The organism is Candidatus Aegiribacteria sp. (assembly GCA_021108435.1).
Taxonomy (GTDB): domain Bacteria; phylum Fermentibacterota; class Fermentibacteria; order Fermentibacterales; family JCC-6; genus Aegiribacteria.
Map to the genome: position 1 here is coordinate 15,637 of JAIOQY010000073.1, position 14,394 is coordinate 30,030.

The 14,394-nt window shown below is 45.6% G+C and carries 12 protein-coding genes; 6 read left to right on the plus strand and 6 right to left on the minus strand.

The window, feature by feature from the left end; translation table 11 throughout:
• From K8R76_04470 to K8R76_04490, 5 genes are all read left to right on the plus strand, one after another.
• Window positions 1–897: an NAD(P)-dependent oxidoreductase gene (locus K8R76_04470; GenBank protein MCD4847426.1), complete on the plus strand. Its 897-nt coding sequence runs from the start codon at window positions 1–3 to the stop codon at window positions 895–897.
• Complete coding sequence (locus tag K8R76_04475; protein ID MCD4847427.1) at window positions 894–1,850, plus strand: flippase-like domain-containing protein; 957 nt, start codon at window positions 894–896, stop codon at window positions 1,848–1,850. Before K8R76_04470 ends, K8R76_04475 begins: the two co-directional genes overlap by 4 nt.
• A 183-nt stretch (window positions 1,851–2,033) precedes the next feature.
• Window positions 2,034–2,783 (plus strand): methyltransferase domain-containing protein, encoded by a 750-nt coding sequence (locus K8R76_04480; GenBank protein MCD4847428.1) that lies wholly within the window; start codon window positions 2,034–2,036, stop codon window positions 2,781–2,783.
• Between the two features lie 248 nt (window positions 2,784–3,031).
• Window positions 3,032–5,362, plus strand: a complete 2,331-nt coding sequence (locus K8R76_04485; GenBank protein MCD4847429.1) for a hypothetical protein — start codon at window positions 3,032–3,034, stop codon at window positions 5,360–5,362.
• Window positions 5,362–7,464, plus strand: a complete 2,103-nt coding sequence (locus K8R76_04490; GenBank protein MCD4847430.1) for a lysylphosphatidylglycerol synthase domain-containing protein — start codon at window positions 5,362–5,364, stop codon at window positions 7,462–7,464. The genes K8R76_04485 and K8R76_04490 overlap by 1 nt, the downstream gene beginning before the upstream one ends.
• A 25-nt stretch (window positions 7,465–7,489) precedes the next feature.
• Here the strand turns inward: K8R76_04490 and K8R76_04495 are convergent, their stop codons facing one another.
• The 6 genes from K8R76_04495 to K8R76_04520 all read right to left on the minus strand — a co-directional run bounded on the left by K8R76_04495 (window position 7,490) and on the right by K8R76_04520 (window position 12,617).
• On the minus strand, window positions 7,490–8,503 hold the full coding sequence (locus K8R76_04495) for a transposase (GenBank protein ID MCD4847431.1): 1,014 nt from the start codon (window positions 8,501–8,503) through the stop codon (window positions 7,490–7,492).
• Window positions 8,504–8,610: 107 nt separating this feature from the next.
• Window positions 8,611–9,201 (minus strand): threonylcarbamoyl-AMP synthase, encoded by a 591-nt coding sequence (locus K8R76_04500; protein ID MCD4847432.1) that lies wholly within the window; start codon window positions 9,199–9,201, stop codon window positions 8,611–8,613.
• Window positions 9,198–9,641 carry a 5-(carboxyamino)imidazole ribonucleotide mutase gene (gene purE, locus K8R76_04505; protein ID MCD4847433.1) on the minus strand — a complete coding sequence of 148 codons (444 nt, stop codon included), beginning with the start codon at window positions 9,639–9,641 and terminating at the stop codon, window positions 9,198–9,200. Before purE ends, K8R76_04500 begins: the two co-directional genes overlap by 4 nt.
• Window positions 9,641–10,888, minus strand: a complete 1,248-nt coding sequence (purD, locus tag K8R76_04510; protein MCD4847434.1) for a phosphoribosylamine--glycine ligase — start codon at window positions 10,886–10,888, stop codon at window positions 9,641–9,643. Before purD ends, purE begins: the two co-directional genes overlap by 1 nt.
• A complete protein-coding gene (gene panB, locus K8R76_04515; GenBank protein ID MCD4847435.1) occupies window positions 10,885–11,694 on the minus strand; it encodes a 3-methyl-2-oxobutanoate hydroxymethyltransferase in 810 nt (269 codons plus the stop codon). The genes purD and panB overlap by 4 nt, the downstream gene beginning before the upstream one ends.
• Window positions 11,691–12,617: a phosphatase PAP2 family protein gene (locus tag K8R76_04520; GenBank protein MCD4847436.1), complete on the minus strand. Its 927-nt coding sequence runs from the start codon at window positions 12,615–12,617 to the stop codon at window positions 11,691–11,693. Before K8R76_04520 ends, panB begins: the two co-directional genes overlap by 4 nt.
• A 327-nt stretch (window positions 12,618–12,944) precedes the next feature.
• Here K8R76_04520 and proS point away from each other — a divergent pair, with 327 nt between their 5' ends.
• Window positions 12,945–14,384: a proline--tRNA ligase gene (gene proS, locus K8R76_04525; GenBank protein MCD4847437.1), complete on the plus strand. Its 1,440-nt coding sequence runs from the start codon at window positions 12,945–12,947 to the stop codon at window positions 14,382–14,384.
• Window positions 14,385–14,394 lie beyond the last annotated feature (10 nt).

Consider the following 14,394-nt stretch of genomic DNA (forward strand, 5'->3'; position numbering starts at 1 on the left):
CTGAATATTCTGATAACCGGAGCAGGTGGCTTTATTGGCTCGGCAGTATTCACCCATCTAACACAGAAGGATCTCTCGGTAGAGAGACATATAAGATCCATTCACGGTGATCTGACTGAAGCTTCCATCCCCGCTACGGTGGATGTAATTGTTAACTGCGCTGGCAAACTGGGGATTCCAGGTGTTGATTCAGATCAGTTAACTAAATCCAATGTAATCCTGCCATTGATGCTGGCGGATGTATGCAAAAGCAGACAGATTCATCTAATACACCTGAGCACACCTGGTATTGCAGGTCTTCATGCAGATATTATGGAAGAAAGTCCAGCTGATCCATGGGGAGATTATGAGATATCAAAACACCAGGGTGAGGAGGTTCTGCGTAAACATGATATCTCCAAATCAGGGCAGCTGACAATATTAAGACCGGATTTTGTCTATGGTCCTGGAGATCGACATAAATTGCCATTCTTCAAGCAGGTGAAAAAAGGTTACCTTCCACTGATCGGTTTGAAAGGTGGAAGGATCAGACCAACCTTTGTTTCAGACGTCTGTAACGCAATTGTGAATTCAATGCCTGGAAGATGCCTGAATGCGGGACTCTTTAATATCGGTGGTCCTGAGGTTGTATCTATTAAAGAGTTTGGCGCTCTGATAGCACAGATAATGGAAAGGAAGCTTACAACGATTCCGCTTCCTCGATTTCTTTACGCTTTAGCTCTGATATCAGGACCATTCAAACCAAGGTCTCTATCATACAGCAGATTGAGACTTTTCAGTGAAGATCACTACGTATCTATCAGCAAAGCTGCTGAGGCAGGATTTGTATCCTCGGTCTCGCTTTCTGATGGTATATATAAAACACTGGAGTGGTATAGATTCGAGAAACTGCTATGACAGGAAGGCAACGTCTTCTCTGGCTTAGCAGAGCTGTATTACTGGTGCTGATTGTACTGGCAATACTTCTAATCCTCAAGTATGGAAGCGAATGGCTTTCTGAAATAGCTCAACTGAACTGGGAACCTGACCCTATTCTTGTTGCTCTTTCAGCTCTTCTTCTTTTCATTTCTCTCTGGTTGACACCTTTCGCGTGGATATGGATATCAAGAAAACTCGGATCTACTTCCAGCTCGAGCGAACTCAGAGGTATATGGTTCGCGAGCCATCTTGGTAGATATGTTCCGGGGAAGATCTGGCTTTTCGTCGGCAGAGCTGGTTATCTGAAATCAAACGGGGTCAGCACATTGAATTCTGCTCTGGCTCCAGTGTATGAGTTAATGCACACAGCTGCCGCAGTTGGCGTTATCACCATTTCTGCTGCATTGTTGTTTCCAGAATTTCTTAACTCAGATATTCTAAGAATAACGGCAGTTGTAGCTGGTATATGCATGCTGGTTCTACCGTTGCTTCATCCCATACAGAAGTATGTTTATCGACTCAGGGAGAAGAGAAGCGGTAATGCTGTCGGCTCTGGAAGAACGAATCGTATAACTTTTCTTCCATTGAGTCTTTCAATGAAGATGATCAGCCTTTTCTCTGCTGTCTTTATTATCAGAGGGCTTTCCCTATTCATTCTTCTTGCGGCTCTCGGAATATCCAGCAAAGGGATTTTGGCTTGCATAACTGCAACCCCGCTATCCTGGCTGGCCGGGTATATTGTTTTCCTCGTACCTGGTGGCATTGGCGTAAGAGAAGCCGTAATCGTTTCAATGATAGCGGGTCCGAGTGAGACTGGTCCCGTGCTTGCAGCTGTACTGGGTCAGAGATTACTGCTTGCTGCAATAGAAGTGATCTTAGCCGTAATCAGCGCGAAATCAATTTCGTTTCTCCGAAAGGAAGGAAAGGGATAAGGAAACACCCGATCTGGCAGAGGTGTATACTTCCGGACGCGGTTTCTGGCTGTATCATCAATTCAAGTTGAAATCGGAGAAATAGCTATGCTGAGAACTGTCCTGGTATTGTGAAAAATCCAGTTTCCTTTTATTTTCACTTGCATTTAGTGATTAGAAGAATAATAAACTTTAAGGAACTTTGTGATGAAAGATAATCCTCAAAAGGTATCTCTTAGTGAGAAGGAACTTGCTTTCTTTGATCAACGGGCAAAGTTATATGATAAGATGATTATAAGCACTTCGCCTGTAGGTATGGATCGTATAAAACGCCGGGCTCGGTCGATTACTCAGGGTGCTGAACTGAAAGAGGGGATGACTGTTTTAGAACTCGGTTGCGGCACTGGAGAATACACGAAAGAATTTGCCGAAGAAAAAGTGCAGTTGGTTTCCCTGGACATTTCACCGGAGATGGTAAAAGTAGCCAGATCCAAGACGGGGAACAGCGTGAAATATATCGTCAGCAACGCTGAACAGCTCCCTTTTAAAGACGGTGTTTTTGACTCCGTTCTGGGCAACGCTATTCTCCACCATTTTCCTGATTTAAGTACAGCCTTGCTGGAAGTAGGGCGTATTAAGACGCAACGGGCAAGAATTGTATTCAGGGAACCAAATTTGTATAATCCCGGTAAATTTTTCGCGTTCGGTATCCCGATACTGCGGTTATTCAGGAAAAACCGCTGGTCGCCGTCAGAGAAAGTATTTTCCCGTTCGTTCATCAAGAAATTACTTGAGAAGACCGGATACTCCGTGGTGGATATTGAATATGCCGGATTGGTGGGTTCCAGATGCCCGACGTCGATTAGCAACTTCTTGTACCGGGTAGAGAGATGGGTCTCTAAAATACCTGTTTTGAACGCGCTTATGGGTTCCATGATTATCCAGGCTAAATAGTACTGAATCAATCAACTCATTTCAGAACATTGCGCCTTTCTGCTTCTCGACTCATTTTCCGAAATGAATCTACATTGAAATACAAGGTTTATAGCAGTCGATGAATTACCTCAGGGCTAGGAGGCTATGAACCGGACCCTGTTCTTGCGGTTATAGCCGGACAGCGTTTGATATCATCTATTATTGAAGTATCTTTTGTCTTTGCATCCACAGGAAAATAGATAATTCTCCGGAGAGGGGAAACGATTTTGATTTCATTTCCGAAAAGAACAGGATATCTGCTTTTTCTAATTCCTGCAGTACTAATAACCTATTCAACTGTCTTTACATCAGGAAAACTGCCTGGCGGGGAACTCAGCGATACGGTAACTCAGGGATATCCCTTCTTTACATACACAGCTGAATCTCTTCAGAATGGCAGTCTCCCACACTGGAATCCTTACATATTCTGTGGTATTCCATTCTACTCTTCATTTTCTGCCCCTGTTTTCTATCCCGTTCGCGGTTTGCTTCTGCTGATCACAGGTTTAGAAGGTATGGTACGTTTTCTCTTTCCCATTCAGATGCTTCTTGGAGGAATATTCGCATGGCTCTTTCTCGGGTCCATCGGAGTAAGCAGGTGGGGCAGAATAGCCGGTTCTATTGCTTTTGCCGCAACAGCCTGGTCAAATACACTGGTCTATGCTGGACATGGCAGCAAGATAGTTTGCTGGAGTTTTCTACCTCTGCTTCTGTACGCATGTGAAGGGTGGATGCAGACAAGAAGAGGAAAATACATAGCAATTGGCGGTATAGCACTAGGTATGCAAACCCTCGCCAGCCATCCACAGATGGTTCTATACTCAGTTGGGGCCTCTCTAATCTGGTTCGGCTTCCGGGCTTTCTCCAGAAAGGGATCTATTGGCAAGAACCTTGGCAGTGCAACTATTGGAATAACGGTTATCGTACTTCTTGCAGTAGCGATTGGAGCCGTTCAGCTGCTGCCGGGATATAATTATTCAGAGTATTCCTCAAGGGGTGATAATCTATCTTTCGATCAGGCGTCAAGCTATTCTCTCCCTCCTGAAGAAACACTGACAATGCTGTTCCCGCATCTTTTCGGTTACAGGCACGGATTTCCTGACAGTACGTTTTCTGGTGTTCCCCTCTATTTTGGCAGACTCGGACTGAGATTAAGCAGTGAGTTCACAGGTGTTCTAGTCTTTTTGCTGGCACTTGCCGCATTTCTGGGCTTTTCAAAAAAATACAGATGGCCTCTGCTGGCTGTCATGGTGACAGGACTTCTCATATCATGGGGCGGTTATACCCCGTTCTTCGGAGTACTCTACAAGATAGTACCGTTCTTCCGTAAGCTTAGAGCTCCGCATATGGCCGCATTCCTTACGACTTCTGCTATAGCACTTGCTGCTGGCCCCGGTTTTGATTCGATTTTCTGTAACGATAGTTTTCCCAGAAAGAAGTTCCTTATCGGGATTTCCGTTTTTGCAGGCATATGCGTATTAATTTTCCTCCTCGCTGATTCTGTACTGCCCGGTCTGCAATCCGGCTGGTGGTCCAGAATGCAAAACCCCCTGGCTTCAGGATACGCTTCCGTAGTACATAGAAGAGTTGATATTGCTTCACCGGATTTTCTGAAAGCCGCTGCTGCCGCTCTGATTCTGGCAGGTTTAATCTATTTCAGAAATAGAATCAAAATGGGGCTGTTGATCCCGGGTTCTGTCCTTACGGTTCTGATTGCTGTTGAAATAATACCGGTGGACAAAGATTTCCAGTTCTACCTGGATGAAACAAGTGTTGACGAACTTTTCGAAGACTACAGCGATTTGTCCGCACTGACAGAATCCGGGCGACTTCTCATTGGTGGAAACAAGTTTATTCCCTACCATATCAGATCGGTAGGTGGCTATCATGCGGCAAAAACCGCTATTGCGGAAGACCTCCAGAGTATTATTTCAACAGCCGGGGTCACAGCAGCCAGGCAGACTGCTTTCACTGTTCTTCAGACACAGGATAGTTACTTCACATATCCGCAGTTCAGAAATTATCTAATCGAACAGGCCTCGTCTTCCAATCCATCCTATGTCGATACACTCGAAGCCTTGCTTCCTGAAGAACATCTTCCAAGGGTATGGTTTGCTGAATCCTGGGTAGTGCTATCGGAGAATCAGTGTCTGAATCTTCTAACGAGCGGCATCGATCCGCAAAAGATTACGATACTGTACGAAAGTTCTGAACTGCCCGAAATGCTTAATACAATAGAAGCGGAAGCAACAATAGTACTTGATGAACCCCAACAGGTTACTATTCGAACTGATAACCCGGAGGATGGTCTTCTTGTCCTTGCCGATACATGGTACCCGAGGTGGCGTGTATTCATAGATGGAGAACCAGCTTCAATGATGCAGGCAAATCACTGGCAGCGGGGAGTTGTTGTACCTTCCGGACTGCATGAAGTAGAATTCAGGTTTGATTCATCCGATGTTACCACCGGTCTTATCATATCAATTGCGGGATTGATATGTTCCATTCTCCTTATTGTATCTGATCTAATAATTAGAAGGAAACGGAAATCGGCTTAATGATCAAGGATCGCAAAAAATTGTTCCACCTGCTGTCCACCTGGGGTGGAGTACTCCTGCTTATTATCGCCATTCTCTATTTCGCTCTGGAACTCTGGCCCAAGTGGGAACCCGGACTGATCAGCTTCTGGGAAAACTCCAGGGACAGTGCAAGCCTTCCAATGATAGGTCTCTCTTTCATCTCGCTGCTACTGGGATACTATTTTGCACCTGCGCCATGGAGAAAGATCCTGGAAGCCCTGAAAATTCCAAAGATTGATAAAGGCGAAGTCAGGCGTAACTGGTACACAACTCAGATGGGGCAGTACGTTCCAGGCAAACTCTGGATGATTGTCGGAAGGATTGCCTTCCTGAAAGCAAACGGGACAGGTCCAGTCAAAGCTATAACAGCCTTTATTCTCGAAAACCTCTACATGATGGTCACACTGACTATTATGGCCTTGATAGGCCTTCCGTTTCTGGGTCTTGCGAATGTACCTCTTCCTGTAGTAATCGCTCTGTGGATCTCAGCAGGTCTTGGAGTTGTAATGCTCTTCGCACCGAAAATACAGAGAGTGCTTACTCATAAGCTGAGTCACAGACTGGGAGCAGATATTGATGATCTTCCTCATATCTCTCACAGGCACCAGGCTGCATTCATAGGTTACAATCTACTTTCATGGAGCCTCCGGAGCATGGCTCTGTATTTCTGGTTCAGGGGATTCGGAGTTCAATCTGATCCACCATTCGCAATGATAGCAATCTGTCTTCTTGCAGGTCCTGTATCCTGGTTTATCGCGCTCATAATGGTTTTCATACCGGGCGGAATAGGAATAAGGGAAGGTGTTCAGGGCATTCTTCTTTCAGGTTTCGTACACGGTGGAGTCGAAGTTGCTACAGTCATCGCGCTTGGTCAAAGGGTCATGCTTATAATTATCGAAGGGTTATATGCTCTTCAGGCAATTGTTTATGGAGCAATGAGAAAAAGATTCACGACAAAAATGAATCATATAGAGCAAGTTTTTCATCTTGCGGGCAGCTTATTCAAAGGTGCTCTTGCGATGCGAGGACTCTCTCCTCCACCTCAGCCGATCAACGTAACATTCTCTGTTACACGTCGCTGTCAATCAAGGTGCAAAACATGTTACATATGGAAGCATAACCCCGGTGATGATCTTGATCTTAATACGATTGAAAGACTTTTCAGGTCTATTGGATGGACTTATTTCTTTAATATCTCCGGTGGGGAGCCGTATCTTAGAGACGATCTACCGGAAATAGTAAGACTGGCATGCAGATTCATGAAACCTGCAATAGTGCATATTCCAACAAACGCTCTTGCTCCTGAGCGAATTGAAAGAATAACACTGGAGATACTCAACGCAATTAAGCAGGAAGCACCGGGAACTGTTCTAACTGTAAAACCCTCCTTTGATGGAGTAGGAGCTTTGCATGATGAGATCCGAGGCGTACCGGGTAACTTCGAGAAGCTTCTGGATACTATCGAAAGACTGAATAAACTCAGAGAACAGTATAAGTATCTTCATATTGGAGTTGGAACAGTGATCTCCCGGTTTAATGCTTCTCATCTCAAAGAAATAATCGTATACGCAAGAGGACTTGGTGTTGATACATACATCAATGAAATAGCAGAGGAACGCGAAGAATTTTTCAATCTGGGGTCAGGAATAACACCGGAAAGCCACAGCTATGATCAACTGATGGAAACATTCAAGGAATCAGTCAGAGGAAAAATGAAGGATATGAAAATACTTCCTCGAATTACTACTGCCATGAGGATTGTTTACTACGATCTTGCGGTGAAGATCCTTGACAGCAATAAACAGGAGATACCATGCAATGCAGGTATACTGAATGTAAACATCAATTCTGATGGCGCCGTATGGCCCTGTGCCGTGCTGGCTTATAAGGCAGAAATGGGTATAGTCAGTCAGGACAATGATTTCCAGTATATCTGGAGATCAAAGAAAGCAAAAAATATCAGAAAATCAATCAGAAGAGGGGAATGTGCCTGTCCACTTGCGAATCAAGCTTACTCCAACATCCTCCTCCATCCTCCCAGCCTTCTAAGAGCTCTCTGGATCGCATTCCGAGGCAAATAGCAGGGTCGGACATAACATCGTACACTTATGAAATCAGTTGTTCTATAATAAATGGGCGTTCTCTCTGTAATTCTGCCCCTCTCTGGACTGCTTTCGCAGCACCAGACCTACTAATAGCGAGTAATCTTGAAATATCTCTATAACTGAGACCATACTTCTGCGAACATATCCATGCTATCGCTCCACGGGCTTCTGCAAGCTCAGTGCTGCGGCTATTCCCGCAGATCACACTGCGGCATAATCCCATCGTTACTTCCATTTGATTAAATAATCGTTCAATCTTCCTGTGTATATTTTCTCTGTCCCTGATATCCAGTGATCTGGAATCATTTAACTTACTTAGAACTCTTTTTGCGAATTCCTTATCTCCCAGAACTCTGCAGATACCAGTCCAGTGAGAAGTTCCAGTTCTCTGATCTGAACTCGTAATTCCATTTGTACCTAAAGTATAACTTCCACAAACCATTTCGCTGGAGGGTAAATCACTTATATTATTCATTAGAGATGTCTGATAATTCTTTATTGCACAGAGTTCAGTATCACCGAAATTCTCTAATACTGAATCCCTTTTCATCCATCTGCACTCCGTCTTTCCGATAAGACACGGATGTCCGGACCATTTATATATGTCTAGCTCTTCTAGCGAATTAGCAAGATTAGCCTTTAAAGGATTAAGATGAATGTAGTTAATGAGTTTCAGAAAATAGTTTTCCTCTTGTACGAGAATTGATTTGAATCGACCCTGAAACACATGTCCAGTTCTGTCATGGCGTCTGTTATATGAAACAGCAAATCCGGTAAGTAACCGGTGCATCAGGAGACTTATAGGTTCTGGCCCGGTTCGAATAAGAAGATGAAAATGATTAGGCATTATCACCCACGCATATACGGAAAACTTCAATTCAATAACAAGTTGTTCCAGCCTGCTTCTAAGATGTTCGTACTCAAATACGTTTGAGAAAAGAGTTCTACCGTCTATCCCCCGTGCCATCACATGGTGCAGAGCATTTTCCCAGTCTGGGCGCGTGATTCTAGCCATAGTACCTATAGCTTACTCATGAATTCATTTAATTTCAAGGTCTGAATTATGATACAAGAACTATTGTCAGTTTATTATGAGATTATTTGTATCACAAGTGTACGTTGTTATGTCCGACCCTGGCTGCTCCGGAGGAGACGGAGGATCGTCGATGGAGAGGACGGTGGCATAGTACCGGCATCGAGAATGATATCCACACCATCCAGTATAGATTCAGGAATTTCAGCCAGACTCAGGGTAGGTTTCATTCCAGACAGATTGGCGCTGGTTGAGACCAGCGGGACACCGCAGCGTTTCAGGAGTTGTCCGCTCAGGGGATCGGCGGGATGACGAAGTGCCACGGTATTATCCTCTCCCCTTACCCATTCAGGACACCTGTTCCCTGCCGGAAGCACAAATGTCAATCTGCCGGGCCAGCGCTGTAAAAGAATTTCACGCACTTCGGGATCAATTCCATCTGTAAGGGATTCCACCATGGAAATGCCATCTACGATGAGTATGAATGGTCTCTGCTCTTTGTAACCTTTTAAATTTGATAGTCTATCGACTGATTCCTTATCGTCAGCTCGGCAAAGAAGACCGTAGACAGTGTCCGAGGGGTATAGAACGATCCCACCACCGAGAATACATGAAGAGACCTGCTCAATAATTTCCAAAGCAGGTTTATCAGTATTTATCCGAATGTGTGCAGTTCTCACCAGCCCCGCAATTCTCTCAGTTTGACTGCAACGTTTTCGTCTTCCAGAGCAATAATCTGAGCCGCGAGATAGGCCGCGTTTCTGGCTCCGTGCGAACCGATTGCAACCGTTGCCACCGGAATACCTTTGGGCATCTGAACAGTTGAAAGAAGTGAATCCATTCCGTTGAGTGGTCCCGCTGCAAGAGGTACGCCAATCACCGGAAGTATGGTGTGTGCCGCTACCGCTCCAGCCAGATGCGCGGCAAGCCCTGCTCCGGCAATCAGAACCTTCAAACCTCTTTCTGAAGCGGCCGAAGAGTACTCTTTGACTTTTTCCGGTGTTCTGTGAGCTGACATGACATTAACTTCGAATGGAATATTGAGTTCCTTCAGTATATCTGAAGTATATTTCATTACTTCTCTATCGCTTTCGCTACCCATTAGAATTCCAACAAGCATTAGACAATCCTCCCAATATCATTTCTGAAATATTTCCTCTTAAATTCTATTTTCTCAAGTTCCAGATAGGTTCTATCAAGAGCATCGTTCAGTGTACTTCCTATGGCTACCACACTGAGCACTCTTCCACCGTTGGTTACAATCCCGTCATCGGTCTTCTTTGTACCGGCGTGGAATACAACAGCACCTTCAACTCTCTCCAGTCCGGAGATGAGAAAACCCTTTTCATATGACGATGGATATCCGCCTGAAGCCATCACAACGCAGGCGCAGCAGCCATCCTTAACAGCAACTTCACTCGGAAGTGATCCTCCACGGGCAGCGGCATCAAAAAGATCCGCAAGATCACCTTCAATCATGGGAAGCACTGCCTGAGTCTCCGGATCGCCAAAACGAACGTTAAACTCCAGGACACTTGGCCCATCATCTGTAAGCATCAGACCAGCGTACAGAACTCCTCTGTAATCAATACCCCGTGAAGCCAGTTCCCGGAGAACCGGAAGGATGATCTCCTCTCTGACCGTTTCGCAAAAACCGTCTTCAATTTCAGGCGGTGGGCAGATGGCTCCCATCCCTCCTGTATTCGGGCCTGTATTTCCATCGCCGAGCCGCTTGTGATCTCTGCTGGGAGGAAGAATAACACAATCAGTTCCGCTGCAGACGGCGAGTATGCTGACTTCCCTGCCCTTAAGCCGCTCCTCTATTACAACACGCAGACCTGACTCGCCAAGCCCGCCTCCGAAAAGGAAGTCAAGGATGGTACACGCTTCATCAGATCCATCTGGCAGGAAAACACCTTTACCCGCTGCCAGGCCGTCAGCCTTTATTACAAATCCTGATGCGTCTTCACCCATATACTCCATAGCAGAGTCTGTGTCTGTGAAAACCTTACTCCGAGCTGTAGGCACTCCTGCGGAATTCATGACATCCTTCGCGAACCATTTACTGCCTTCCAGCCTGGCTGCCTTCTCACCTGGGCCAAAACAGGAAATACCTTCCGCTCTGAGCGCGTCCCCCAGTCCGGATACCAATGGTACTTCAGGACCTACCACGACCAGATCGATACTCCTGTCACGGGCAAGTGAAACAAGACCATTAATATTGTCCGCTTCGACAGGTTCAAGCACTCCGAGTTCTGCCATACCGGGATTGCCGGGAGCACAGAATAGTGAGTGTTTCCCGGATTTTGAAAGAGACCAGGAAATCGCGTGCTCTCTTCCTCCGCTGCCTACAACGAGTATTCTCACTTGCTGCCCCTGGCACTGTAAACGTGTTTCTCGTCAGGGAATTCCCCGCCCCGAACCTCATTGCAGTATTCCTTCACAGCACCAAGTATCATCTCATCAAGCTGTATATATTTCTTAAGGAATTTCGGTTTGAATTCACCGGAAAGACCGAGCATGTCATTCACAACCAGTATCTGACCATCCGTATATCTTCCAGCTCCAATGCCAATGGTTGGAACAGATAATTTACTTGTTATTTCTCGAGCAAGCTCCTCCTCGGTACTTTCAAGCACAACAGAAAAAATACCCGCCTCCTGAAGAGCAAAAGCTTCTGACAGCATCCTCTCGCGCTGATCACTGTAAACAACTCTGTATCCTCCGATCTGCCTAATTGACTGCGGAAGCAGCCCGATATGACCCATCACAGGAATTCCAGAATCGATAATTGCTTGTACCCTTGAAACGGATCGCTCGTTACCACCTTCAAGTTTTACCGCATCAGCCCCTCCCTCTGCAAGGAATCGAACAGCGTTCTTAACTGCCTGAGCATCGGAGCATTCGTAAGATCCGAAAGGCATATCTCCAACGACAAGGGTATTCGGTGCTCCCAGGCTGACCGCTTTCGTATGAGCTATCATGATATCAAGGTTAGCTGTAAGGGTTGTCTCCTCCCCAAGAACCACCATCGCAAGCGTGTCTCCGACAAGGATAAAATCAACTCCGGCCTTTTCTTCAAGCTTTGCAGTTACAAAATCATATGCAGTGAGCGATACGATCCTTTCACCCTTTTGCTTTTTAATGAGAAGAGATCGTACATTTCCCTTCATTCAAGTATCTCCTTCCCGGCACCACTGGAGCCAGGTTTCGCAATAACTTCCGGAAGCAACCATCTATAAACAATAATGTATGAAACAACAGCATATATAAGACCTGCCACAATATCAACAATGTAATGCTCGGCACCATAGATGATTTCGAAGCATATTCCAATAACCAGAATGGATATCCACCAGGCTTTCCATCCAAATTCCTTGAATGCCATAATCAGTATCAGTATCGGTACCCCTGCGTGAAGTGAAGGCATAGCACCTCTCGGACTTGGACTGAAGGCTGAGATTATACCTCCTGGCGCAAGCTCACCAAGCGCTCTGATTGTAATTCTCTCCACATGAGGAATTGCGTTTTCAAGAGAAGCCATCCAGGGTGGGGTAAGCGGGAATAACACATATGTTGCATAACCGGCAAGTGTCAGCAGTGTAATCGCAACCGTTGCCCGTTTCATCCGCTCAACGCCGCGTCTAATCAGCAGAAGCAGCGGGAATACAATTGGAAGAAAGAAAAGCGTTGAGTGGAAAATCGCAAACATGTAATCGTACCAGGAAAATTCTCCATGCTGATAAAGATGCTGCTGCAGCCAGACAACAGGAAGTGAACCGAAAAGGTTTTTCTCTAAAGCAATGATCCCCGCACCATGAAATTCCTGAAAATGTGACGTCACAACAAACTGCAGTTGCCAGTAGGACAGCACAAGAACCAGATAGAACAGCCAGGGCTTTAGTACCCCGGGTAGTTTTCTCCATCTGTATAAAAGGAAGCACAGAGCAAATGAAAGAATCGGCACCGGCACCCTGGGAACAAGTCGAATCAAAGGTACAAGAATCAGAATAGCTGTATAAATGGTGAAGAAGATTAGTATCCATCTGTAACTCCGGTCATCGACCGACGAGTATAACGCCCTCAACGATAACAAGTTACTGCCTTTCGGACATAGGTTTTATGCCCATTGAAGAAGTGTGGGGGCCATATCCCATGAGAATGTTTCTCAAAAAAGGGCTAAAGGTCTTATAACGGCCTGTTGCTGCCTCTGTCTACCTGTTTACCAGATCACGCATTGGCAAAACATCGGGGCGCAGCCTTCATCGGTTCTTTTTGCCACTCTCAGCAATCGGCCCCCTATGTCAACAAGTTAATAATTTGTGATGGGAGTGTCAATTCTCCCCTTGGAGTATCCTCCGCTCTGAATTAGTTTTCGCTTTAAGGAAAATAGAAAACTTTCGCTCTAACAGGAAGTAAATCAATGGCAAAAAATATTATGAATCCCAATAAGGATTATGCCAGATGGTACCAGGATGTTATCAGAGAAGCTGAATTATCGGATTCTGCTCCTGTACGTGGATGCATGATTATCAGACCCTATGGGTTTGCCATATGGGAAAATATCAAAGCAAGTCTGGATCGCAGATTCAAGGATACCGGTCACAGCAATGTATACTTTCCCATGCTGATTCCTCAGAGTTTCTTTGAAAAGGAGGCTGAACACGTCGAGGGATTTGCGCCGGAACTTGCAGTGGTCACTCATGGTGGCGGAAAAAAACTGGATGAACCTCTTGTTCTCAGACCTACTTCCGAAACGATGTTCAACCATATGTTCTCAAAATGGATTAACAGCTACCGCGATCTTCCCATGCTGCTGAATCAGTGGGCAAACGTAATTCGATGGGAAATGAGACCGAGAGCATTCCTTCGAACCACTGAATTCCTCTGGCAGGAAGGACACACCGCGCACGCAAATGAAAAAGAAGCAAGAGAAGAAACTCTTCGAATGCTTGATGTTTATGAAGACTTTGCCAGGAACGTAGCGGCAATTCCTGTTATTCAGGGAAGAAAAACCGAACGCGAGAAGTTTGCCGGCTCAGTAGCCAGTTATACCATTGAAGCAATGATGGGGAATGGCTGGGCACTTCAGAGCGGTACAACACACTATCTGGGTACAAACTTCGCAAAAGCGTTCAATACCATGTATCTGGACAGCAGCAACGAACAGAAATACGTTCATCAAAGCAGCTGGGGTGTATCAACCAGACTGATCGGTGGTGTAATCATGGTCCATGGTGATGAAAATGGACTCCGCCTGCCGCCAAGGCTTGCACCCTTTCAGGTTGTAATCGTACCCATACTCAAGGATGCTTCAAGAGACGAGACCTTGAGAACAGCGGAGAAGATAGCATCAGAACTCAAAGGCAATGGTATCAGGGTTAAATTGGACGATCGCGAAGGCATGAGTCCCGGTTTCAAATTCAATTACTGGGAAGTGAGAGGTGTTCCTCTCAGACTTGAAATCGGTCCCAGGGATATTGAAGAGGGATATGTCATGCTCAGCCCCAGGAACAATCCCGGAAGAGATGGAAAATTCAAGGTAGCACTGGATGATGTTTCCGGTGAAATGCCCGGACTGCTGGATAAAATCCAGGAAGAAATGCTCAATGAAGCAACAACGAAATTGAACGAAAGAACATATACGGCAGAATCCTTTGAGGAATTCGCGAAAGCGATCAATGAAAAACCGGGTTTTTACAGTGTATGGTGGGATGGCGACGCTGACGATGAAATCAGACTCCAGCAGGAGACAAAAGCCACAGTCAGATGTATCCCCCTTGATCAGACCGGAGGTTCCGGTAAATGTATCATGACCGGAAGGGATACAATCGTAAAAGCTATTCTCGCCAGAGCATACTAACAGCTCTTTG

Excerpts from the sequence above, each read along its gene's own strand:
- proS (MCD4847437.1), top strand. The coding sequence starts at position 12,945 with ATGGCAAAAAATATTATGAATCCCAATAAGGATTATGCCAGATGGTAC.
- K8R76_04475 (MCD4847427.1), top strand. The coding sequence starts at position 894 with ATGACAGGAAGGCAACGTCTTCTCTGGCTTAGCAGAGCTGTATTACTG.
- purE (MCD4847433.1), bottom strand. The coding sequence starts at position 9,641 with ATGCTTGTTGGAATTCTAATGGGTAGCGAAAGCGATAGAGAAGTAATG.
- K8R76_04490 (MCD4847430.1), top strand. The coding sequence starts at position 5,362 with ATGATCAAGGATCGCAAAAAATTGTTCCACCTGCTGTCCACCTGGGGT.
- K8R76_04495 (MCD4847431.1), bottom strand. The coding sequence starts at position 8,503 with ATGGCTAGAATCACGCGCCCAGACTGGGAAAATGCTCTGCACCATGTG.
- panB (MCD4847435.1), bottom strand. The coding sequence starts at position 11,694 with ATGAAGGGAAATGTACGATCTCTTCTCATTAAAAAGCAAAAGGGTGAA.